This window comes from Cronobacter turicensis, from assembly GCF_041222865.1.
GTDB classification, from domain to species: domain Bacteria; phylum Pseudomonadota; class Gammaproteobacteria; order Enterobacterales; family Enterobacteriaceae; genus Cronobacter; species Cronobacter turicensis.
In genome coordinates, this window is sequence record NZ_CP165997.1 from 3,295,963 (window position 1) to 3,317,125 (window position 21,163).

The 21,163-nt window shown below is 60.0% G+C and carries 19 protein-coding genes; 4 read left to right on the forward strand and 15 right to left on the reverse strand.

The annotated features are described in order from the left end of the window. The first annotated feature begins 54 nt into the window (after positions 1-54). A complete protein-coding gene (locus AB8W27_RS15805) occupies positions 55-1,029 on the forward strand; it encodes an aldo/keto reductase (protein ID WP_012815523.1) in 975 nt (324 codons plus the stop codon). Positions 1,030-1,071: 42 nt separating this feature from the next. Here AB8W27_RS15805 and pgpA read toward each other — a convergent pair whose 3' ends face one another. The 6 genes from pgpA to nrdR all read right to left on the reverse strand — a co-directional run bounded on the left by pgpA (position 1,072) and on the right by nrdR (position 5,302). Next, positions 1,072-1,593, reverse strand: a complete 522-nt coding sequence (gene pgpA, locus AB8W27_RS15810; RefSeq protein ID WP_004387751.1) for a phosphatidylglycerophosphatase A — start codon at positions 1,591-1,593, stop codon at positions 1,072-1,074. Continuing rightward, positions 1,568-2,548 (reverse strand): thiamine-phosphate kinase, encoded by a 981-nt coding sequence (thiL, locus tag AB8W27_RS15815; protein ID WP_012815522.1) that lies wholly within the window; start codon positions 2,546-2,548, stop codon positions 1,568-1,570. Before thiL ends, pgpA begins: the two co-directional genes overlap by 26 nt. A 187-nt stretch (positions 2,549-2,735) precedes the next feature. Further along, positions 2,736-3,155, reverse strand: coding sequence for a transcription antitermination factor NusB (gene nusB / locus AB8W27_RS15820; RefSeq protein ID WP_007720376.1), 420 nt, complete (start codon positions 3,153-3,155; stop codon positions 2,736-2,738). A gap of 21 nt (positions 3,156-3,176) precedes the next feature. Beyond that, complete coding sequence (ribE, locus tag AB8W27_RS15825; protein ID WP_007766000.1) at positions 3,177-3,647, reverse strand: 6,7-dimethyl-8-ribityllumazine synthase; 471 nt, start codon at positions 3,645-3,647, stop codon at positions 3,177-3,179. 98 nt (positions 3,648-3,745) lie between these two features. Further along, positions 3,746-4,849 (reverse strand): bifunctional diaminohydroxyphosphoribosylaminopyrimidine deaminase/5-amino-6-(5-phosphoribosylamino)uracil reductase RibD, encoded by a 1,104-nt coding sequence (gene ribD / locus AB8W27_RS15830; RefSeq protein WP_012815521.1) that lies wholly within the window; start codon positions 4,847-4,849, stop codon positions 3,746-3,748. 3 nt (positions 4,850-4,852) lie between these two features. Continuing rightward, positions 4,853-5,302, reverse strand: coding sequence for a transcriptional regulator NrdR (gene nrdR, locus AB8W27_RS15835; RefSeq protein WP_007673903.1), 450 nt, complete (start codon positions 5,300-5,302; stop codon positions 4,853-4,855). 154 nt (positions 5,303-5,456) lie between these two features. On the opposite strand from nrdR, the gene AB8W27_RS15840 reads away from it, so the two are divergent. Next, positions 5,457-6,017, forward strand: a complete 561-nt coding sequence (locus tag AB8W27_RS15840; RefSeq protein ID WP_012815520.1) for a DUF3251 domain-containing protein — start codon at positions 5,457-5,459, stop codon at positions 6,015-6,017. A gap of 339 nt (positions 6,018-6,356) precedes the next feature. Beyond that, on the forward strand, positions 6,357-7,235 hold the full coding sequence (locus AB8W27_RS15845) for a nucleoside-specific channel-forming protein Tsx (RefSeq protein WP_041923262.1): 879 nt from the start codon (positions 6,357-6,359) through the stop codon (positions 7,233-7,235). Positions 7,236-7,431: 196 nt separating this feature from the next. Here AB8W27_RS15845 and secF read toward each other — a convergent pair whose 3' ends face one another. From secF to queA, 5 genes are all read right to left on the reverse strand, one after another. After that, on the reverse strand, positions 7,432-8,403 hold the full coding sequence (gene secF / locus AB8W27_RS15850; RefSeq protein ID WP_012815518.1) for a protein translocase subunit SecF: 972 nt from the start codon (positions 8,401-8,403) through the stop codon (positions 7,432-7,434). A gap of 10 nt (positions 8,404-8,413) precedes the next feature. After that, entirely contained in the window at positions 8,414-10,261 is a 1,848-nt protein-coding gene (secD, locus tag AB8W27_RS15855; RefSeq protein ID WP_012815517.1) for a protein translocase subunit SecD, read from the reverse strand. Positions 10,262-10,288: 27 nt separating this feature from the next. Continuing rightward, complete coding sequence (yajC, locus tag AB8W27_RS15860) at positions 10,289-10,621, reverse strand: preprotein translocase subunit YajC (protein WP_007720388.1); 333 nt, start codon at positions 10,619-10,621, stop codon at positions 10,289-10,291. A gap of 21 nt (positions 10,622-10,642) precedes the next feature. Continuing rightward, entirely contained in the window at positions 10,643-11,770 is a 1,128-nt protein-coding gene (gene tgt, locus AB8W27_RS15865) for a tRNA guanosine(34) transglycosylase Tgt (RefSeq protein WP_004387763.1), read from the reverse strand. A 111-nt stretch (positions 11,771-11,881) separates the two neighbouring features. Further along, a complete protein-coding gene (gene queA, locus AB8W27_RS15870; RefSeq protein ID WP_012815516.1) occupies positions 11,882-12,952 on the reverse strand; it encodes a tRNA preQ1(34) S-adenosylmethionine ribosyltransferase-isomerase QueA in 1,071 nt (356 codons plus the stop codon). Between the two features lie 101 nt (positions 12,953-13,053). Between queA and acpH the strand changes: the two genes are divergently transcribed. Continuing rightward, entirely contained in the window at positions 13,054-13,635 is a 582-nt protein-coding gene (gene acpH, locus AB8W27_RS15875; RefSeq protein ID WP_012815515.1) for an ACP phosphodiesterase, read from the forward strand. Here acpH and AB8W27_RS15880 read toward each other — a convergent pair whose 3' ends face one another. From AB8W27_RS15880 to proY, 4 genes are all read right to left on the reverse strand, one after another. Next, positions 13,636-15,006, reverse strand: a complete 1,371-nt coding sequence (locus tag AB8W27_RS15880) for a DUF3999 family protein (RefSeq protein ID WP_012815514.1) — start codon at positions 15,004-15,006, stop codon at positions 13,636-13,638. After that, positions 15,003-17,723 carry a DUF2339 domain-containing protein gene (locus AB8W27_RS15885; RefSeq protein ID WP_041923260.1) on the reverse strand — a complete coding sequence of 907 codons (2,721 nt, stop codon included), beginning with the start codon at positions 17,721-17,723 and terminating at the stop codon, positions 15,003-15,005. Before AB8W27_RS15885 ends, AB8W27_RS15880 begins: the two co-directional genes overlap by 4 nt. An 84-nt stretch (positions 17,724-17,807) precedes the next feature. Then, positions 17,808-19,625 carry a maltodextrin glucosidase gene (gene malZ / locus AB8W27_RS15890; RefSeq protein ID WP_012815512.1) on the reverse strand — a complete coding sequence of 606 codons (1,818 nt, stop codon included), beginning with the start codon at positions 19,623-19,625 and terminating at the stop codon, positions 17,808-17,810. Positions 19,626-19,793: 168 nt separating this feature from the next. Further along, positions 19,794-21,161: a proline-specific permease ProY gene (proY, locus tag AB8W27_RS15895; RefSeq protein WP_012815511.1), complete on the reverse strand. Its 1,368-nt coding sequence runs from the start codon at positions 21,159-21,161 to the stop codon at positions 19,794-19,796. Positions 21,162-21,163 lie beyond the last annotated feature (2 nt).

Sequence of the window (21,163 nt, forward strand, 5' to 3'; positions counted from 1 at the left end):
CGCTCCTGCTATGCTTAACGGTGACCTTTGTAACCCTAAAGCAGGAGCGGAACCATGCAATACAAGCAATTAGGAAAAACCGACCTTCAGGTTTCCCGTCTGTGCCTGGGCTGTATGACCTTTGGCGAGCCGGATCGCGGTAACCACGCCTGGACGCTTCCCGAAGAAAGCAGCCGCCTTATCATCAAACACGCCATCGACGGCGGCATTAACTTTTTCGACACCGCCAACAGCTATTCCGACGGCAGCAGCGAAGAGATTGTCGGCCGCGCGCTGCGCGATTTCGCGCGTCGTGAAGATGTCGTCGTCGCCACTAAAGTTTATCACCAGGTCGGCGACCTGCCGCAGGGGCTCTCCCGCCCGCTGATCCTGCGCTCTATTGACGACAGCCTGCGCCGCCTCGGCATGGACTATGTCGACCTGCTGCAAATCCATCGCTGGGACTACGACACGCCGATAGAAGAGACGCTGGAAGCGCTGAACGACGTGGTGAAAGCGGGTAAAGCGCGCTACATCGGGGCGTCGTCCATGCATCCGCACCAGTTTGAACAGGCGCTGCGGCTGCAAAAAGAGAACGGCTGGGCGCCCTTCGTCACCATGCAGAACCACTACAACCTGATTTATCGCGAAGAAGAGCAAGAGATGCTGCCGCTCTGCTATCGCGAGGGCGTGGCCGTTATTCCGTGGAGCCCGCTGGCGCGCGGACGTCTGACCCGACCGTGGGGCGAAACCACGGCGCGTCTGGTCTCCGACGAATTCGGCAAGACGCTCTACAGCGAAACCGAAGAAAACGACGCGAAAATCGCTGAACGGCTGGCGTTTATCGCGCAGGATAAAGGCGTGAGCCGCGCGGAGGTGGCGCTGGCCTGGCTTTTGAGCAAACCGGGCGTTGTCGCGCCGATTATCGGCGCCTCGCGCGAGGAGCAGTTGCAGGAGCTGATTGACGCGGTCGATGTGACGCTCACCAGTGAAGAGATGGCCGAGCTGGAGACGCCTTACAAAGCGCATCCGGTGGTAGGATTTAAATAAGCGAAGATAAAAAACAGCCCTCTGCGACGAGGGCTGTTTTGTTTAAATCAGGCCGATGGGCCAGTGATGGCCAATCCAGTAGAGAAGCCCCGCCGAGATAATTCCCGCCACGATATCATCCACCATGATCCCCATGCCGCCGTGAACGTTGCGGTCAAACCAGCGGATAGGCCAGGGTTTCCACATATCGAAAATGCGGAAAATCACAAACCCGGCGGCGACCCACTGCCAGTCGTTCGTCGGCAGCGCCATCAGCGTTATCCACATGCCGATAAATTCATCCCAGACGATGCTGCCGTGGTCATGCACGCCCATATCTTTGGCGGTCTGGTGACAGAGATAGACGCCAAGGCTGATCCCGAACATCACCACCAGCGAGTAAAGCTGCCAGGGCAAAAAGGTCATCAGATACCAGAATGGGATGGCCGCAAGCGACCCCATCGTACCCGGCACCCACGGGCTTAAGCCGCTGCCAAAGCCGGTGGCGAGCAGATGCCACGGATTGCGTAAATTCAGCCGACTTTTGGCGACATCCTTATTAAACGTGCGTTTCGAAGTGGTCATATCCTTTCCAGTCGAGCGTTACCGGCGCGCCATCGCGTAAAAATACCATGCCTTCCGACGCCGTGGTCAGCTGACCGATGCAGGTAACGGGCACGCCAAGATGGTTTACCGCGACTTCCAGCGCACCGCGATTTATTTCCGACACCGTAAAACAGAGCTCATAATCTTCACCGCCCGACAGCGCCCAGCGCAGCGCCTGCTCCGGCTCAACATGGCGGGAAAGCGCCTCAGAATACGGCAGATCGTTCAGCTCAATGCGCGCGCCGCAGTCGCTCGCCTTCAGGATGTGCCCGAGATCGGAAATCAGCCCGTCGGAGAGATCGATAGCGGCGCTGGCGAGCCCGCGCAGCGCCTGCCCATGCAGCACGCGCGGCGTGGGGCGCAGATGGCGGTTCACCAGATACCCGGCGTCGCTTTCATTATCGACGTTGAGGCGCTTTTGCAAAATCGCAAGCCCGGCCGCGCTGTCGCCCGGCGTGCCGGTGATAAAGACCCAGTCGCCAGGACGCGCGCCGGAGCGCTTCAGCGCCCGTCCGGCGGGAACAAAACCGTGAATGCCGAGCGTCATGGAGAGCGGGCCGCGCGTGGTGTCGCCGCCGATAAGCTGCATATCGTAGTAGTTGAGTTGTTCAAACAGGCTGTCGCTGAAGGCTTCAAGCCAGGGTTCGTTAACCTCCGGCAACGTCAGCGCCAGCGTCAGCCACGCCGGATCGGCGCCCATGGCCGCCAGGTCGCTCACATTCACCGCCAGCGCCTTGTAGCCGAGATCGCGCGGATCGATATCCGGTAAAAAGTGAATGCCCGACACCAGCGTGTCGGTGCTGATCGCCAGAGTTTGCTTCTCCGGCACGGTCAACAGCGCGCAGTCGTCGCCAATGCCGGTCTCGACATCAAGACGAGAGCTTCTGACCCGATCGAAATAACGTGCAATCAGGGAAAACTCGCCGCATGACATAGGGTTAAGCCTCAACAGAAGAGAAGAAGAAAAGGCCGGGATCCCGGCCTCAGACAGCAGACGAAGAACAGCAGGTTTCTTCGTGTTGATGACCATAGTAGACAATCGCCAGCTTTTCGCCTGCTCTGAGCACAGAACGGTAAAAGAAAACGAGTGCCTGGTCTCGCCTGCCGATGGCAGGCGGCGATTACTTTTTGTTGGGGCGGATATACGGCGCTGCTTTATCGAGCACGCCGTTCACGAACTTGTGGCTGTCTTCAGCGCCGAAGACTTTCGCCAGCTCAATCGCTTCGTTGATGGCCACTTTGTACGGCACATCGTCACGTTTTGATAGTTCGAACAGCGCGATGCGCAGCACCGCTTTCTCCACCTGGCCCAGCTCTTCGAGCTGACGGGACAGGTACGGCTTCATCAGGCCGTCGAGATAGCCGCTGTTGGTCGCCACCCCGGAGAGCAGTTCGCGGAAATACATCACGTCCACATCTTTGACATCCTGTTCCGCCAGGAACTGGTATTCAACATCGGCGATGTCATTGTGGGACAACTGCCAGGAGTAAAGCGCCTGGACGGCACACTCACGGGCGCGGCGACGAGCAGCAGGTTTCACGGAATTCCCCTTACAAAAAAATCAGGCCTGGATAGCCTTCAGGACGTTAATCATTTCAAGCGCGGTCAGCGCCGCTTCGGCGCCCTTGTTCCCGGCTTTAGTGCCAGCGCGTTCGATGGCTTGTTCAATACTTTCAGTGGTGAGTACGCCAAAAGCTACCGGGATTTCGCTCTGCTGCGCCACGTGGGCCAGACCGTTGCTGGCGCCGCCGGCAACGTATTCGAAATGCGCGGTGCCGCCGCGAATCACCGTACCGAGCGCAATCACCGCGTCATATTTTGCGGTTTTCGCCAGCGCCTGAGCCGCCAGCGGCAGCTCGTAAGCGCCCGGCACCCACACGACGGTGATATTTTCATCTTTTACCTGACCAATGCGTTTCAGGGCGTCGATCGCGCCTTCCAGCAGACTGTCGTTGATGAAGTTGTTGAAACGCGCAATGGCGATGGCGACGCGAGCGTCCGGGGCAGCAACGGTAGCTTCAATAATGTTCATACTCTTACCTTAGGGTTATGTAGCCCCCGCAGGGGGGCGGATTTTATCATACTCTTTCGCGCACTGCTTACGTTTTACGTCCCGCCGTCAGGCGAGCGTCAGGCGAGCGTCAGGCGCAGGCGCAAATCGGGGCCGACCTGAACGGCATCGCGAAATTCCAGACGCGGCGCATCGGCGAGCCGCTCAAGTCCTGGCAGCGCGAAAAGCCCGCGGGCCTCGCTGCCGAGCAGCTTCGGCGCCATATAAACGATCAGTTCATCTACCAGCCCTGCCTGGAGCAGCGCGCCGGCGAGCTGCGGCCCCGCCTCCACCCACAGGCTATTCACCTGGCGTTTGCCAAGCTGCATCATCAGCAACACTAAATCGAGCTTGCCGTTGTGCACGGGCGTCGGCAGTTGTTCCACGCCTTCGGGCCAGACGGCGTCATCCGGGCAGGCGCGGGCAAGCCAGGTTTCGCCGGGCTGGTTGACAATCTTGTGTGCAGGCGTCACCTGATTCTGGCGATCGAGCACGATCCGCAGCGGCTGGCGCAGATTTTCACGAGGGTAAACCGCCTGTGTCGCTTCGCCGAGTTCGTCCCAGCGCACCGTCATCGATGGATCATCGGCCAGCACCGTGGCGCTGGTAGTGAGGATAGCATGGCTTTCCGCGCGCAGACGCTGCACGTCGCGCCGGGCCTGCGGGGAGGTTATCCACTGGCTTTCGCCGCTCGCCATCGCCGTACGCCCGTCAAGAGACGCGCCAAGCTTGAGCTGAATAAACGGGAAACCGGTGCGCATACGCTTGAGAAAGCCTTTATTGAGCGCTTCGGCCTCGCTCATCATCAGGCCGTGGCTGACCTCGACACCCGCCTGCTGAAGGCGGTACAGACCGCGGCCCGCGACTTGCGGATTCGGATCCTGCATCGCCGCGACGACGCGCGCGACACCGGCGTTAATCAGCGCATCGCAGCACGGCGGCGTGCGCCCGTGGTGGCTGCAGGGCTCAAGCGTGACATAAGCGGTCGCGCCGCGCGCCTTATCGCCCGCCATACGCAACGCATGGACTTCGGCATGCGGCTCGCCGGCGCGCAGGTGAAAGCCTTCGCCGACGATAACGCCATCGTTGACAATCACACAGCCTACCCGCGGGTTCGGATGCGTGGTAAAGCGTCCCTGGCTCGCGAGCTTAAGCGCGCGCGCCATGTAAAATTCGTCAGACATCAGTTAATCCTGTAAGCGGGCGATCTCTTCGCCGAATTCGCGGATATCTTCGAAGCTGCGGTATACCGACGCAAAACGGATGTAGGCGACTTTATCGAGCTTTTTGAGCTGCTCCATCACCAGGTTGCCGATAAGTTTGCTCGGCACTTCACGCTCGCCGGTCGCACGCAGATGAGACTTGATATGGTTGATAGCCATCTCCACGTCATCGGAGCTGACCGGGCGTTTTTCCAGCGCTTTCTGCATGCCGCTGCGCAGTTTGTCTTCATTGAAAGGCTCGCGCACATCGTTGCTTTTCACCACGCGCGGCATGACCAGTTCCGCAACTTCAAAGGTTGTGAAACGTTCATGGCACACCAGGCACTGGCGGCGGCGACGCACCGAGGAGCCCTCTCCCACCAGGCGGGAATCGATCACTTTAGTGTCAACGGCGAAACAGAACGGGCAATGCATAGCGCTTCCTGACTGAAAGAGTTAACTGAACAACAGTTTACCCTGAACTGGCGGGACTACAAAGACGCAACCTTTTTGAGACAAAGGCGCTATGCCGGACGCGCCGTTACGCTCTACCATGAATACACCGCCACTTTTTCAGGAAAAGCGAATAATGACAACACGTTATCTGAAATGGTCAATCGTCGCCAGCGCGCTGGCTTTAAGCGCGTGCGCCCCGCAAAGCGAAGTGCGTCAGATGCATCAGAATGTCAGCACGCTCAATCATGAGATGACGAAGCTGAAGCAGGAGACCGTCAAAATTACGCAGCAGAACGCGCTGAATGTGAAATCGAAAAGCGGTGTTTATCTGCTGCCGGGCTCGAACACGCCTGCCCGCTTAAGCAGCCAGGTCGGTATGCTGAAGATGTCGCTGCGCAACGTCACGGCGGGCGCGAACGGCACCCAGGCGACGCTGTTTATTCAGAGCGAATCCAACGAGCCGCTGCCCGCCTTTACCGGCACTGTCGAGTGGGGCCAGTTACAGGGCACGACGGAAAACTATCAGGAAGTGAATGTGCAGAATCAGCCGTTCAGCGCGCCTGCCAGCACGCTGGCGCCGAGCGATGTTTCTATTCCTCTGACGCTTACCGGCATCACGCCAGAACAGCTGGGCTTTATCCGCGTGCACGATATCCAGCCGCTTATCGCGGGCGATGCCGTCGTCGCACCCTGAGTCCCTCACACCAGCGGCGCGGAGTTTGTTACATTCGCGCCGCGCCCTGTTCTTGCTTTTTTAGCGACCTGAATTTCTCGCTCCTTCGTAATTGCTCTGTAAAAAGGGCGCGCCAGGCATTGGCTTAGTTCCCTTATGCCGCTAGAATCCGCGTTCCGATGTACGCAAACGTGAACGCAATCGATTACGCACATGACAAGAATGTGAAACGCCACATATTTTTGTGAGGCTGGATACTTATAATAGGCAGCACAATTTATGCGGTGGCGGTTAAACCGCCTTGCGCGAAAGCGTTACTCCACCCAGAAATGGGGATTTCCTGAAAACAGTGGCTCTATTATGAAAAAAATTGTTTTAGCTGCCGGTGCAGCCCTGGCGCTCTCCACCTCTTTTACTGCCGGCGCGGCAGAAACCAGCAACAGTGAATTCGTTTCCGACTGGTGGCACCAGAGCGTAAACGTGGTGGGCAGCTACCATACCCGCTTCGGACCAACCATCCGTAACGATACCTATCTGGAATATGAAGCTTTCGCGAAAAAAGACTGGTTTGATTTCTATGGCTACGCGGACGCCCCGGTCTTCTTCGGCGGCAACACCGATGCTAAAGGGATCTGGAACCACGGCTCTCCGCTGTTTGTGGAAATCGAACCGCGTTTCTCTATCGACAAGCTGACCGGCACCAGCCTGGCGTTCGGCCCGTTCAAAGAGTGGTATTTCGCAAATAACTATATCTACGATATGGGCCGCAATTCCTCGGGTCGCCAGAGCACCTGGTATATGGGTCTTGGTACTGATATCGACACCGGCCTGCCGATGAGCCTCTCCATGAACGTTTATGCCAAATACCAGTGGCAAAACTATGGCGCGCAGAACCAGAACGAGTGGGACGGCTACCGCTTCAAAGTAAAATACTTCGTGCCGATCACCCAGCTGTGGGGCGGCAACCTGAGTTATATCGGCTTCACCAACTTTGACTGGGGCTCAGACCTCGGCGATAAAGGCGGTTATGCGCTTAATGGCGTGAAAGCGCGCACTAACGACTCCATCGCTTCCAGCCATATCCTGGCGCTGAACTACGATCACTGGCACTACTCCGTGGTCGCGCGTTACTGGCACCACGGCGGTCAGTGGAACGATGATGCTGAACTGGCGTTTACCAACTACAACACCCGCTCTACCGGCTGGGGTGGCTACCTTGTAGTAGGTTATAACTTCTAAGCCGTATCCCGGTGAACCTGTGAAAAAGCCAGCTTCTGCTGGCTTTTTTTATGAGCGTTGATTATCGCGTCCTGCTGTTAGCCGCCACAGGTGTACGCACACCGCCTCTTCTGCCCTCTCGCTTATCCCCTATCGAGGCGAAAAAAAACCGCAGGCTTAACCTGCGGTTTTATTGACGTATAACGCTGCTGCGTGATTACGGCAGGAGGGATGGTTGGTCTGCGCCCTCTTTTTCCACCTTCTGTTGCAGCAGGTGTTCACGCTTCATGCCAAGCTTCAGCGCCAGGGCGGAAGCGACATAAATCGACGACGCCGTACCGATAGAGACACCGATAAGCATAGTCAGCGAGAAGCCCTGCAGCATCGCGCCGCCAAACAGGTAAAGCATCAGGATCACGACAAGCGTCGTACCGGAAGTGATCAAGGTCCTTTTCAGCGTCTGGGTCAGCGACACGTTAAAGATTTCGTAAGGCGTGCCGCGGCGGATCTTGCGGAAGTTCTCACGAATACGGTCGGAAACCACGATGCTGTCGTTCAGCGAGTAACCGATAACCGACATCAGCGAGGCGATGATGGTCAGGTCAATTTCGATCCGGAACAGCGACAGCACGCCCATGGTAATGATCACGTCGTGCGCCAGCGCGATAACCACACCGGCCGCCAGGCGCCACTCAAAGCGGAACCCAACGTAAACCAGAATGGAAAGCAGCGCGACCAGCAGCGCCATCGCGCCCGCCTGGGCGAGATCGGCCCCCACGCTCGGCCCCACGAACTCGATACGTTTCACCGCCGCGTTCTGGCCGGTGGCTTCGTTAATCACCGTCAACACTTTGGTGCCGAGCGCCTGACCGCCGGTTTCACCCTGCGCAGGCGGCATACGCACCATGATGTCGCGGCTGCTGCCGAAGTTCTGCAGCAGCGGCTCTTCAAAACCCGCCTTTTCCAGCGACTCGCGCATCAAATCCAGATCCGCCGGTTTTTCCAGGCCAATCTCGATAACCGTACCGCCGGTAAAATCGAGACCCCAGTTAAACCCGCGCACGCCCATCACCACGATAGAGGCGACAAGCAGCAGGCCCGAAATGGCGAAGGCCCAGTAGTCCCAGCGCATAAAGTCATAGACTTTGCGGCCGTGGTTTAATTGTTCAACAGTATATTCCTGTGCCACAACGCACTCCTCAGATAGACAGCTTGTTGATGCGTTTGCCGCCGTACAACAGGTTTACAATGGCACGGGTACCGACAATAGCGGTGAACATGGAGGTCGCCACGCCGATACCGGTCGTGATAGCAAACCCTTTAATGGCGCCGGTCCCCACTGCGTACAGGATGATGACCTTAATCAGCGTCGTGACGTTGGCATCGAAAATCGAGCTGAACGCCCCACGATAACCTTCATCAATCGCCTGCTGCACCGAACGGCCGTTGCTGAGCTCTTCTTTAATACGCTCGTTTATCAGCACGTTCGCATCCACCGCGACCGCAAGGGTTAACACAATCCCCGCGATACCCGGCATGGTGAGCGTCGCGCCCGGCAGGAGCGACATGATGCCCACAATCAGCACCAGGTTCGCCAGCAGCGCCGTGGTGGCGATAAGACCGAACTTCTTATAGAACAGGATCATGAACAGAATGGAGACCGCGAGGCCCGCCAGACACGCTTCCAGACCCTGAGTGATGTTCTGCATACCCAGCGTCGGACCGATCGTGCGTTCTTCCACAATCTGAATCGGCGCAATCAGCGCGCCCGCACGCAGCAGCAGCGAAAGCTGACGCGCTTCGTTCGGGTTGTCGATGCCGGTAATCACGAAGTTCTGACCGAGGCGCGCCTGAATGGTCGCGACGTTGATCACTTCTTCCTGTTTCATCAGGATGCTGCGGCCGTTAGCGTCTTTCTTACCGCTGTCCTTATATTCCACAAAGAGCGTCGCCATCGGTTTATGGATGTTGTCTTTGGTGAAGTTGGACATGATATTGCCGCCCGAGCTATCGAGCGAAATATTCACCTGCGGCATGTTGTACTGGTCAACGCCGGAGGTGGAATCGGTAATATGGTCGCCGGTCAGGATCACGCGTTTGTACAGCACGACAGGCTGGCCTTCACGGGTCATCTTCACTTCAGAGTCGCCAGGAATACGCCCGGCGGCGGCAGCGGTGCGATCGACATTGCTGTTGACCAGACGGAATTCCAGCGTCGCGGTCGCGCCCAGAATCTCTTTAGCGCGCGCCGTATCCTGAATACCCGGCAATTCGACCACAATGCGGTCAGCGCCCTGACGCTGCACCAGCGGCTCGGCAACGCCCAGCTGGTTAACACGGTTACGCAGGATGTTGATGTTCTGCTGAACGGCATATTCACGCGCTTCGCGCAGACGCTCATCAGACATCACCGCGCGCAGGCTGTTGTCGCCCTCGCTTGAGACAACCATGTCGCGATGGCGAGCCGTCAGATAAGAGGCCGCCGCGTCGCGGATATCGCTGTCACGGAACTGAATCGTCACGCCGTAGTTATCGGCTTTACGCACGTTCGTCCAGCTCAGCCCTTTTTCGCGCAGATCGCTGCGCAGGCTGTCCATATTCTGTTCCTGGAGCTTGCTGAGCGCCGTGTCCATATCGACTTCCATCAGGAAGTGAACACCGCCGCGCAGGTCAAGACCCAGCTTCATCGGTTCGGCAGAAATAGCAGTAAGCCAGCGTGGGGTGGCAGGCGCGAGGTTAAGCGCGACGACGAATTGATCGCCCATCGTGCTCATCAGCGCTTCACGAGCGCGCAGCTGAGTATCGGTGGAGTCAAAGCGCGCAAGGATAGCGCCCTCTTCCAGAGCCACAGATTTCGCGGAAATTTTTTCTTTTTGTAACGTATTCTGGACCTGGATCAGCGTTTGCTCACTGGCGGCGACGCCGCGCGCGCCAGTGATTTGAACAGCCGGATCCTCACCATACAGGTTGGGAAGTGCATAAAGCAGGCCGACGATAAGGACGGCGACCAGCATGAGGTACTTCCACAAAGGATAACGGTTTAACACGGCAGTTCCCTTTGGGAAAACAATGGATTACAGCGCCTTCATGGTGCCTTTCGGCAGGACGGCTGCGACGAAGTCACGCTTGATAACCACTTCGGTGGTGTCGTTCAGGGCGATAGCAATGTAGCCGTTTTCCGCTACTTTGGTCACGCGACCCACCAGACCACCGTTGGTGAGCACTTCATCGCCTTTGGCGATGGAGCTCATCAGGTTTTTATGTTCTTTGGTGCGCTTCTGCTGCGGACGCAGGATCATGAAATAGAAAATCAGACCGAACACGACCAGCATCAGGATCAGAGACATCGGGCTGCCCTGCGCCGGCGCACCGCCAGCGGCTACCGCGTCAGAAATAAAAAAGCTCATTCAAATTCCCTCATTATTAAATTAATCAACGTTCAACGGTGGCACCGGCCGCCCCTGGCGTTGGTAGAAATCCGCGACGAAGTGCTCTAATTTACCCTCTTCAATAGCCTTGCGTAAACCAGCCATTAAGCGCTGATAGTGGCGAAGGTTATGAATGGTATTAAGCCGCGCGCCCAGTATTTCGTTGCAACGGTCGAGATGATGCAAGTAGGCGCGTGAATAATTGCGACAGGTATAGCAATCACACTCAGGATCAAGCGGCCCCGTATCGCTTTTGTACTTCGCGTTGCGGATTTTCACTACGCCTTCGGTGACGAAAAGATGGCCGTTACGCGCGTTACGCGTTGGCATGACGCAGTCGAACATATCGATGCCGCGACGCACGCCTTCGACCAGGTCTTCCGGCTTGCCCACCCCCATCAGGTAGCGCGGCTTGTCCGCCGGGATCTGCGGGCAGACATGCTCAAGAATGCGGTGCATATCTTCCTTCGGCTCGCCGACAGCCAGGCCGCCGACAGCGTAGCCATCAAAGCCTATCTCTACCAGACCTTTCACGGAGATATCGCGTAAATCTTCGTAAACGCTGCCCTGAATAATACCGAACAGCGCGTTTTTGTTGCCAAGGCTATCAAAGCGGTCGCGGCTGCGTTTCGCCCAGCGCAGCGACATCTCCATGGAGCGCTTCGCGTAATCCCAGTCTGCCGGGTACGGGGTGCACTCATCGAAGATCATGACGATGTCAGAACCGAGATCGAACTGGATCTCCATCGATTTTTCCGGGTCAAGGAAGATAGGATCGCCGTTGATCGGGTTGCGGAAATGCACGCCCTGCTCGGTGATTTTGCGAATATCGCCCAGGCTGAAAACCTGGAAGCCGCCGGAATCGGTCAGGATTGGGCCTTTCCACTGCATAAAATCATGCAGGTCGCCGTGCAGCTTCATGATCTCCTGGCCGGGACGCAGCCAGAGGTGAAAGGTGTTGCCGAGGATAATCTGCGCGCCGGTGGCTTCTACTTCTTCCGGCGTCATGCCTTTTACGGTGCCGTAAGTGCCCACGGGCATAAAGGCCGGGGTTTCCACAACGCCGCGGTCAAATACCAGGCGGCCGCGGCGTGCGCGGCCATCGGTCGTATCAAGTTCGAATTTCACGTTTTTCTCCACATCAGAGAGACAGTCTGATGATTACTGTTACAGGGTAAGGGCGCCCCTTACCCCGGCCCTCTCCGGTTAAAGAGAGAGAAAAGAGCGACAAGCGACCGGTTATTCGCCCGGACGCTCGTTAATGGCCTGCGGATTGTACGTGATGTACATCGCATCGCCGTAACTAAAAAAGCGATACTCCGCTTTTACCGCTTCGCGGTAGGCGTTCATGGTGTGCTTATAGCCCGCGAACGCAGACACCAGCATGATGAGCGTCGATTCCGGCAGGTGGAAGTTGGTCACCAGCGCATCGATCACCTGGTACTGATAGCCCGGATAGATAAAAATCTGGGTGTCGCCGAAAAACGGCGCGATGAGCGCGTCTTGCGCCGCCTGCGCCGCGCTCTCCAGCGATCGCACCGAGGTGGTGCCTACGGCCACCACCTTATTGCCGCGCGCTTTTGCCGCCAGCACCGCGTCGACCACCTCCTGCGGCACTTCGGCGTATTCAGAGTGCATCACATGATCTTCGATGCTCTCCACGCGTACCGGCTGGAATGTCCCCGCGCCGACGTGCAGCGTCACAAACGCCATCTCAATGCCTTTCGCGCGCAGGCGTTCAAGCAGCGGCTCGTCAAAGTGCAGGCCCGCGGTCGGCGCCGCGACGGCGCCCGGTTTCTGGCTGTAGACGGTCTGATAAAGCTCGCGGTCGGCCTCTTCATCCGGGCGTTCAATGTAAGGCGGCAGCGGCATATGGCCGATGCTGTTCAGAATATCCAGCACCGGGCGCTCGTCGTTAAACTGCACTTCGAACAGCGCGTCGTGGCGCGCGGTCATCGTGGCGTTTACGCTTTCATCATCGCCCAGCAAAAGTTCCGCGCCCGGCTTCGGCGCTTTAGAGGCGCGGATATGGGCCAGCACGCGATGGTCGTCGAGCATACGCTCCACCAGCACTTCAATCTTGCCGCCGCTCGCCTTGCGGCCAAAGAGGCGCGCCGGGATCACGCGGGTATTGTTAAAGACCAGCAGATCGCCGGGGTTGAGCTTATCGAGCAAATCGGTGAAAGTGCCGTGCGTGAGATCTCCCGTCGGCCCGTCGAGCGACAGCAGGCGACAGGCGCTGCGCTGGGCTTGCGGATAGTGAGCTATCAGGGATTCGGGTAGGTCAAAGGAGAAATCGGTCAAACGCATGGCTGGAACTCTGACATAAAAAACAGGCGGCTAGTCTAGTGCCGGGGCGCGCTCCCTGCAACTGATTAGCCGCTTTATCTCTCTTTAAGGAAAGGATCGTTATGAATTTTCTTGCCCATCTGCATCTGGCGCATCTGGCGCAAAGTTCGCTGCCTGGCAACCTGATGGCGGACTTCGTGCGCGGCAAACCGGACGGGCTCTACCCGGCGGATGTCGTGGCGGGAATTTACATGCACCGGCGCGTGGATGTGCTGACCGATAACCTCGCGGAGGTGCGCGAGGCGCGCGAGTGGTTTCGCCCGGAAACCCGTCGCGTAGCGCCGGTGACGCTGGATGTCATGTGGGATCACTTTCTCTCGCGCCACTGGGCGCAAATCTCGCCTGAGCTCCCGCTTGAGGCGTTTCTCGCGCATGCGCATGCGCTGATTTTACCCACGCTGCCCGACGCGCCGGAGCGCTTTGTGAACCTCAATGACTATCTCTGGCGCGAACGCTGGATGGAGCGCTACCGCGAGATGGACTATATCGCCCGCGTACTCAACGGCATGGCGAGCCGCCGTCCGAAACTCGCGGCCCTGCGCGACTCCTGGGAGGATCTCAACACCCATTACGCCGCGCTGGAGCACCAGTTCTGGCGCTTTTACCCGCGGATGATGGAAATGGCGCGCGAAAAAACGCTCTGATTACGCCGCTTTCTCACCGCGAATATCGCGCCACAGCCGCCAGGCGAGCAGCAGCAGCCCAGCGGCGCCCGCCATCAGCACGCCCCAGATAATCCAGGTATACAGCGCGTTGCGCTGCGCGCTGGCGTCTTTGGCCGTCAGCCGCGCGTCGCCGCCGAGCGTCACCTCTTTTACCGTCTGCGCGTAAGGCAACAGCTCAGGATCGTGTGAGTCCGGCACCAGCGTTTGCAGCGCCAGCGCCTGCGCTTTAGCGGCGCCATTGCCCCAGGCAAGCAGGAACGGGCCGCTGCCCTGGGCATTAAACACCAGCGTTTTTTCGTCGCGCTCGCCGATCACTTCCGGGAAGGCATCGTCAAAGCGCTGATTAATCGCCCGCACGCGCAGCGCGGAAATCAGCTCGCCGTGCAGCGGCAGCGTCACCGCCGGGCGTTCCGGCAGACGATAAATCACGGTACGGGCGAGCGGCTGCCACGCCATGTTATCCGCGCTGCGATAGTCTATCTCCACCGGTACGACGGCGTTCTCAAGCGCCGGGCGCAGCGTCAGCGCATCGAACGGCTGCGGACGCGCCCAGTGATAGATAGCGGTGTCGAATTTCTCTTTAGTGCCACTGGCGGCAAGCGAAATACGCCGCGACTGCGGGTGCGGCGCCTGCCACTGGCCGGTGGCGGACGTGAAATCGAGCGGCGCGCTGGCGTTTTTCACCACCACCAGCAGGTACTTCGCGCCAAAGCGCGACGGCGCATCACTGAAATCCACCGTATTCTGTAGCAACCGCCGATCGCCGGACGTTAAATCCATCAGCGGCGCATCGGCGATGATGGGCTGCCAGTCGCGCAGCGTCTCGCTGGCGAGCACATCCACGCGGGCCTGCCAGCCGTTTACCTGTTGCGGCCACGCCAGTTGCAACTGCGTCAGCGCGCGCTCGCGATTGCTCTCGTCAAGGGGAATCAGCCAGCTGGCGCTGAGTTGCTCAATCGGCGCGTTTTCCATGCGGATCTGCACGCCGGACGGCGACGTCAGCAGCACCGTGCGCTGCCCTTCTTCGCTGGTTTTCACCGGCTGCGCGTCAAGCTTATAGACCGTCAGCGGCGCGCGTTGCGGCGCAGGCGCGGGCGGCGTGGTGATTTCGAGCGCAAACGGCAGGCTTGCGCCCTGCGCATTAAACACGCGGATATCGCGCAGATCCGGCCAGGCGCTCTGCGAATAAACGGCCTCCGGCAGCGGCAACCGGTACCACGGCGACTGCCCTTCTACCGCAAGCTCCACGCCGCGCGCATAATCCTGCGGACGCTCGGCGCGCGAGGTATCGTCACTGGCCGCGCACGTGGCGGCGAACGCCCAGACAAGGGCCACCCATAACTGTTTCATTCTGCCTCTCCCTGACGGGCATTGACCGGCCGCGCCGCTTTCGGCGGCAGCGGTGAGAAATAACCGACAATCAGCACCAGCACCGCGACGCCGATAAACGCCACAGCGCGCGCAAGACCGCCGCCGCCCGCGCTGTCCACCAGCATCAGCTTCACAATCACCACGCCGAGCAGGCCCGCGCCGCAAAACCAGCCCCGACGCGCGCCTTTGCGTGTAGCGCTCACCATCACCAGCAGCGCCAGCAGCATCCAGAGCAGTGCGAATGTGGTCTGGACCAGGCGCGAATCCCACAGCGCGTCGGACTGCCAGGGAATATCGCCCGTCCACGCGAGCGTGCGCAGCACCAGCCCGTTGCCCCACCAGAACAGCAGCGCAAGCCAGACGATCGGCGCCCACGGCTGCGCCTGCTTCAATAACGGCGACCAGAAGCGCGTAAGCAACCGCCACCAGTTCAGCGCCGCCAGCAGCGCGAAGCCCGCGCCGAGCTCCAGCGGGTTAATCAGCGGCAGATACGGCCAGTCGACCGTCACACCGTTCATCAGGTTGCCCGCGAGCAGTAAAAACGCCAGCACCGGCGCGACCGGCAGCAGCCCTGGCCCGCTGTAGAGCGCAGGCCACTGCGTACACGGCCACCTGCCGCGTCGGATCGCTTCATTCACCAGCAGCACGATACCGGCGCTGACGGCCAGAATAATCCCCGCCTGCCAGGCCTCGTTGCCCCACGGCAGGTCGTCGGTAAACCACCAGGTTTCCGCGCCTGCGGCAAGCAGCAGCATCCAGAATAGCGACAAATGCAGCGCCTGCTGGAGGCGCTCCGGCAACGCGCCGGCATCGCGGCGCAGCAGCCAGAGCGCGCACGGCAGCGCCAGGCACCAGACAAGGCTGTGCCAGCCCGCCAGCACCAGCGCGCCGTCGATAACTACCTGATCCAGGAGCATCAGCGCCATGCCAGGCCACAGCAGCCAGACGGCGCAAGCGAGATCCGGCCACGCCGCTTTGCGCGATGCCGCGCGCCACAGCATGACGGAGAGCGTAAGCAGCGCAAGCGTCAGAGCCAGACCCTGGGAGATATCCGCGAATGCCCAGCGGGCGGCCTGCAACAGCGCCGCCAGCCAGAACGCAATCCCCACGCCAAGATGCGCCTGGCTCACCTGCCGCTGCGGCAGGCGCCACAGCCAGCCGCCAGCCAGCCAGCAGAGCGCCAGCACCGCGCTGATAAACGCCGCGTTCAGCAGCGTAGTGCCGTCAATCCAGGCATAAACGGCGCTCGCTGCCGCAAGCGTCAGCAGCGCGCTGCCGCTGTAGCTCATCCGTCGCTGGGCCTGCTGCATGCCAAACCACAACAGCCCCAGACCTTCCAGCGCCCAGGCGAGCGCCGTCCAGCGGGCCGATAGCGCCAGCGGGATAGCGAGCGTGACAAACGCGCCGCCGAGCGCCAGCCCGCCCAGCGCCAGGATGCGCCCCTCCTGCGGGTAGCGACGCAGCGCGGCGCGCGCGAGCAGCAAATAGACCAGCCCGAAGCCGAGCGCCGAAAACGCCGGGCCATACGTCCAGTGGCGGGTAATCGCATACTGCATCCCAAAGCCGACCAGCGGCGGCGCGAACAGCAGCACGCCGTCGACGATTTTCTTGCGCCCCTGCGCGCGCAGCGACAGCGCCACGCAGACCACGCCGAAGAGCAAAATATTAGCGATAAGAAAGAGCTGGCAGCTCAGCCATTCGTCCGGCTGATAACCATTAATCCCCCAGACACCCGCCACGCCAAAGGTAAACAGCAGACCGAGCAGATTGAGTTCACGCCAGTGCTGCCAGACGCTGACGGCGGCGATGCCCACCGACAACAGCAGATAGAACGAAAAGAGCGCGATATGGCTGCCGCCGCCGGTCGAGAGCAGCAGCGGCGCGAGATAGCCGCCGAGGCTCGCCAGCATCGCGAGACTTAACGCGCGTTGCAGCACCGCCAGCGCGACGCTTGCGGCGCACACCACCAGCATCAGGCCGAAGGCGAGCGGCATCGGCAGCATCTGCCAGAGCCGGAACGCGCCGAAAATCGTGATATAGAGCGCCCCCACCGCGCCGCCCTGGAGGATCAGCGCATAAACCGGCGTTTTGTGGCGCAGTCGCCAGCCGAACGCCAGCAGAACCAGCGCCGCGACGCCCGCGCTGGCAACGCGCAGCTCAAGCGGCAGCATGTCGCGCTCAACGCTGTAGCGCAGCAGGAAGGAGATGCCTAAAAAGAGAAGAATGACGCCGATTTTGGCGAGCGGATTGCCCTGCATAAACCAGCGCGTCAGGCTGGTGATAAGCCCGCCTGACGCCGCGGCATGGCGCGGTTCCGGCGCGGGTTCTTCGCGGCGCGTAGCGGCGGCAGGCGCAGGGGCTTTCGCCGCGTTGCGCACGGCCTGCGACCAGACCGGCGGCACGTCCGCCTGCGGCACCGGTTCAGGCTCAGGCGCTGCCACAGGCTCAGGCGCTGCCACAGGCTCCGGCGCGATAATCACAGGCGCAGGCTCCGGCGCAGGCGTGGCCACCGGCACGGCTTCTGCGGCAGGCGACGCCGCGGCAAGCCGCGCCTCCAGCGTCTCGACCCGATGGCGCAGGCGATGAAGTTCAGTTTCGTTACGCGCGCTGCGTTTTAGCGCCATGATAGCCAGCACGGGCACCACAACCACGCAGAAGAGCGCAATCAGAGCAGCAAATACAAAAATCTCATCCATTGATTTCAGACCCTGCGGCAGAAGTGCGGCTACTTTCCCATATCTGGATGAAAAGCGGTATTCCTTTACCGCGTTTCGTTACGCTTATCGTGAATGCAGGATAAGCGCCGCCCCGGCGGCGAGCTGTAGCGTCTGCCCTTCCAGCGCGCCATCGCCCTCCTCGCGCGTCCAGGCTCTGTCATCAAGCAGCGGGGAGAATGGCAGCGTCACTTCGCAGGCCGCGCCGCGGTTCAGCGCCACCAGCACTCTCTCCTGCTGGAAGACGCGCGCGAACACAATGACATCACCTTTTGCGTACACCACCTGGCACGCGCCGGAACGCAACGCCCGGCTGCGGTGGCGCAGGCGCGCGAGCCGCTGATACAGCGCCAGCAGTTCGCCGTCCTGCTGCGCTTTATCCCACGGGAACGGCTGGCGGCAGAACGGATCGTTGCCGCCCTCCACGCCCACTTCGTCGCCATAGAAAACGCAGGGCACGCCGGGCCAGCAGAAAAGCCACACCGCTGCCGCCCGCAGTCGCGCCGGGTCGCCTTTGGCGATGGTTTTAAAGCGCGCGGTATCGTGGCTGTCGAGCTGGTTAAACATACGCAACTGCTGCTGGTGCGAGAGCGCGGCGCGGTACTCTTCCATCCAGCGGGCGCAGTCGGCGGCGTCAAGCTGCTGCGGCTCAAGCCCGTGATCCACGCCTGCGAGAAAGCTCCACACCGGCGTCGTAAAACCACGGTAGTTCATGGCCGCATCTTCCACGTCGTTTTGCAGCCACTGGCGCGCATCGCCAAAATGTTCGCCGAAGACAAACGCCTGCGGATTCACCGCCTTGGCCGCGCGCGTGATCCCCTCGACATGGCGCAGGTTCTCTTTCGCGCCGCCGTTTTCACCGAGCATATGCACCACATCGAGCCGCCAGCCGTCGATACTCCACGGCGCTTTCAGCCAGTGCTTCACCACGCTCTCTTCGCCCTGATAGATCTCCTCCACCACGCCGCGCTCGGCGAAATCGAGCTTCGGCAGGCTGTCGTAACCGAGCCAGCAGAACGCATAGCCGTCATCGGTGAAGCTGTACCAGTTGCGCGTCGGCGAATCAGGATGGTGACAGGCGCCGTCCGTGCCGTGATTGTGGCGATCGAACCACGGATGCGTGTCGCCGGTGTGGTTAAAGACGCCGTCCAGAATCAGGCGCATATCCGCCTCGCGCGTTTTTTCACGCAGGCGCAGCAGCGCTTCATCCCCGCCGAACTGCGGATCGACATGGCGATAATCGGCGGTGTCATACTTATGCACGCTCGGCGCGCTAAAGATGGGGTTTAGGTAGAGCGCCGTGACGCCGAGCTTTTTGAGGTACGGGATTTTTTCAGCTATCCCGTCGAGATCGCCGCCGTAAAACGTAGATCCGCCCGCCTCTGCGCTTACCGGCTCGTGCCAGTCGCGCAGGATGATGTCGTGCCCCTGAGCGTGGTGATAGTAGATCTTGTCCTGTTGCGCCCCGCGCGGCGTGCTGCGGGCGAAGCGGTCCGGGAAGATCTGGTAGAACACCTGATCCTGCACCCACTGCGGGCCGTCATCCGGCGCATCGATGGCGAAGAGCGCCAGCCGGGCGGGCGGAAACTCGCTCAGCCCCAGCGGGCTGAACCACTGCTGGCGATCGCCCCATAACAGCTTAAAGCAGTAGCGGCGGCGCGGCTGGCCGTCGCCGAGCGGAATGCTCGCCTGCCACGCGCTGACCTGCGGATGCGGCGCGGCGGCCAGGCGCTTCATCTCAAATGGCGTTTCTTCGTTATCGCGCTCGTAACGCAGTACGACCTTTTCCGGCAGCGCGTCGCCCGCAAGCCAGAGGGTGATCAGTAATTTCTCCCCCTGCCGGTGAATAAAGGGCGCAACGGGGAGATGCCAGGCATTCAACATACACTTTGATCCTTAATCGACAGAAAACAGGCGCATCTTTCCACACGGACAACCGCGCGCCTTCCTCATTCTGGATTTTATTGGGGGAGGAGACGGGAGGCGGAGAAACGACGTTGATCGTAGAGCGAAAATGACATCCCCGCCAGGCGGCGGGGATGGAAGGGAGCGTTACGCGGAAAGACGAGCGTCGCGGCGGCGTTTGAACACCCAGCCCAGCAGTAGCAGCGCAATCCACGCGAAACCAACGTAGAGCGAAATGCGGGTATCCGGATGATAGCCAATCAGCGCGATGATAAACGCCAGGAAAATCAGGCCGACGATGGTCGTCGCCACCCCGCCCGGCACCTTGAACTTCAGGGCCTTCACTTCATCCGCGCTCAGACGGCGGCGGAACGCCACCTGCGAGAGCAGGATCATTATCCAGACCCAGACGGTCGCAAAGGTCGCGAGCGACGCAATCACCAGGAAGACGTTTTCCGGCATGATGTAGTTAAGATAAACCGCCAGCAGCATCGCAAAGCACATCACCACCACTGTCACCCACGGAATGCCGCGGCGCGATGTTTTGGCGAACACTTTCGGCGCGCTGCCCTGCTCGGCCATGCCGTGCAGCATACGGCCCACGCCGAACACGTCGCTGTTAATCGCCGACAGCGACGCCGTCAGCACCACGAAATTCAGAATGCCCGCCGCAACGGTGATCCCCATATGCTGGAATGTCAGCACAAACGGGCTGCCGTTGGTGCCGACTTCATTCCATGGGTAGATGGACATAATCACGAACAGCGTACCCACGTAGAACACCAGAATACGCAGCGGCACGGAGTTAATAGCGCGCGGGATGGAGGTGGCCGGATCTTTGGCTTCACCAGCGGTGATGCCGATAATCTCAATGCCGCCGTAGGCGAACATCACCATTTGCAGCGCCATCACGGTGCCAATCCAGCCGTTCGCGAAGAAGCCGCCGTTGCTCCAGAGATTATGTATGCCGGTCGGCTGGCCGCCGTTGCCGATGCCCCAGATGATGATGCCGATCCCGGCCGCGATCATGATGATAATGGTGGCGACTTTAAAGAACGAGAACCAGAACTCCAGCTCGCCGAACACTTTCACGCTCATCAGATTAATGGCGCAGATGATAAGCACCACGCTCAGCACCCAGACCCAGTGCGGCACCGTCGGGAACCAGACGCCCATATAGATGCCGAACGCGGTGACGTCGGCGATGGCGACGATCAGAATTTCAAAGCAGTAGGTCCAGCCAGTGATATAGCCTGCGAGCGGGCCGAGGTTATCCTGCGCATAGCGAGAGAAGGAGCTCGCCGCCGGGTTATGTACTGACATCTCGCCGAGCGCGCGCATAATGATATACGCCGCCACGCCGCCAATGATGTAAGCCAGCAGTACGCTCGGGCCCGCCATTTTGATGGCGTCCGCCGAGCCGTAAAACAGGCCGGTGCCAATCGCTGAACCCAGCGCCATAAAGCGGATGTGTCTTGTACTCAATCCGCGCTTGAGCTTGTTCTCGTTTTCCATCT

Coding starts and splice junctions, on each gene's coding strand:
- ribD (WP_012815521.1), bottom strand. CDS start 4,849: ATGTCTGACGAATTTTACATGGCGCGCGCGCTTAAGCTCGCGAGCCAG.
- thiL (WP_012815522.1), bottom strand. CDS start 2,548: ATGTCATGCGGCGAGTTTTCCCTGATTGCACGTTATTTCGATCGGGTC.
- AB8W27_RS15885 (WP_041923260.1), bottom strand. CDS start 17,723: ATGGATGAGATTTTTGTATTTGCTGCTCTGATTGCGCTCTTCTGCGTG.
- AB8W27_RS15845 (WP_041923262.1), top strand. CDS start 6,357: ATGAAAAAAATTGTTTTAGCTGCCGGTGCAGCCCTGGCGCTCTCCACC.
- AB8W27_RS15805 (WP_012815523.1), top strand. CDS start 55: ATGCAATACAAGCAATTAGGAAAAACCGACCTTCAGGTTTCCCGTCTG.
- acpH (WP_012815515.1), top strand. CDS start 13,054: ATGAATTTTCTTGCCCATCTGCATCTGGCGCATCTGGCGCAAAGTTCG.
- AB8W27_RS15840 (WP_012815520.1), top strand. CDS start 5,457: ATGACAACACGTTATCTGAAATGGTCAATCGTCGCCAGCGCGCTGGCT.
- malZ (WP_012815512.1), bottom strand. CDS start 19,625: ATGTTGAATGCCTGGCATCTCCCCGTTGCGCCCTTTATTCACCGGCAG.
- proY (WP_012815511.1), bottom strand. CDS start 21,161: ATGGAAAACGAGAACAAGCTCAAGCGCGGATTGAGTACAAGACACATC.
- yajC (WP_007720388.1), bottom strand. CDS start 10,621: ATGAGCTTTTTTATTTCTGACGCGGTAGCCGCTGGCGGTGCGCCGGCG.
- nrdR (WP_007673903.1), bottom strand. CDS start 5,302: ATGCATTGCCCGTTCTGTTTCGCCGTTGACACTAAAGTGATCGATTCC.
- AB8W27_RS15880 (WP_012815514.1), bottom strand. CDS start 15,006: ATGAAACAGTTATGGGTGGCCCTTGTCTGGGCGTTCGCCGCCACGTGC.
- pgpA (WP_004387751.1), bottom strand. CDS start 1,593: ATGACCACTTCGAAACGCACGTTTAATAAGGATGTCGCCAAAAGTCGG.
- ribE (WP_007766000.1), bottom strand. CDS start 3,647: ATGAACATTATTGAAGCTACCGTTGCTGCCCCGGACGCTCGCGTCGCC.
- queA (WP_012815516.1), bottom strand. CDS start 12,952: ATGCGTTTGACCGATTTCTCCTTTGACCTACCCGAATCCCTGATAGCT.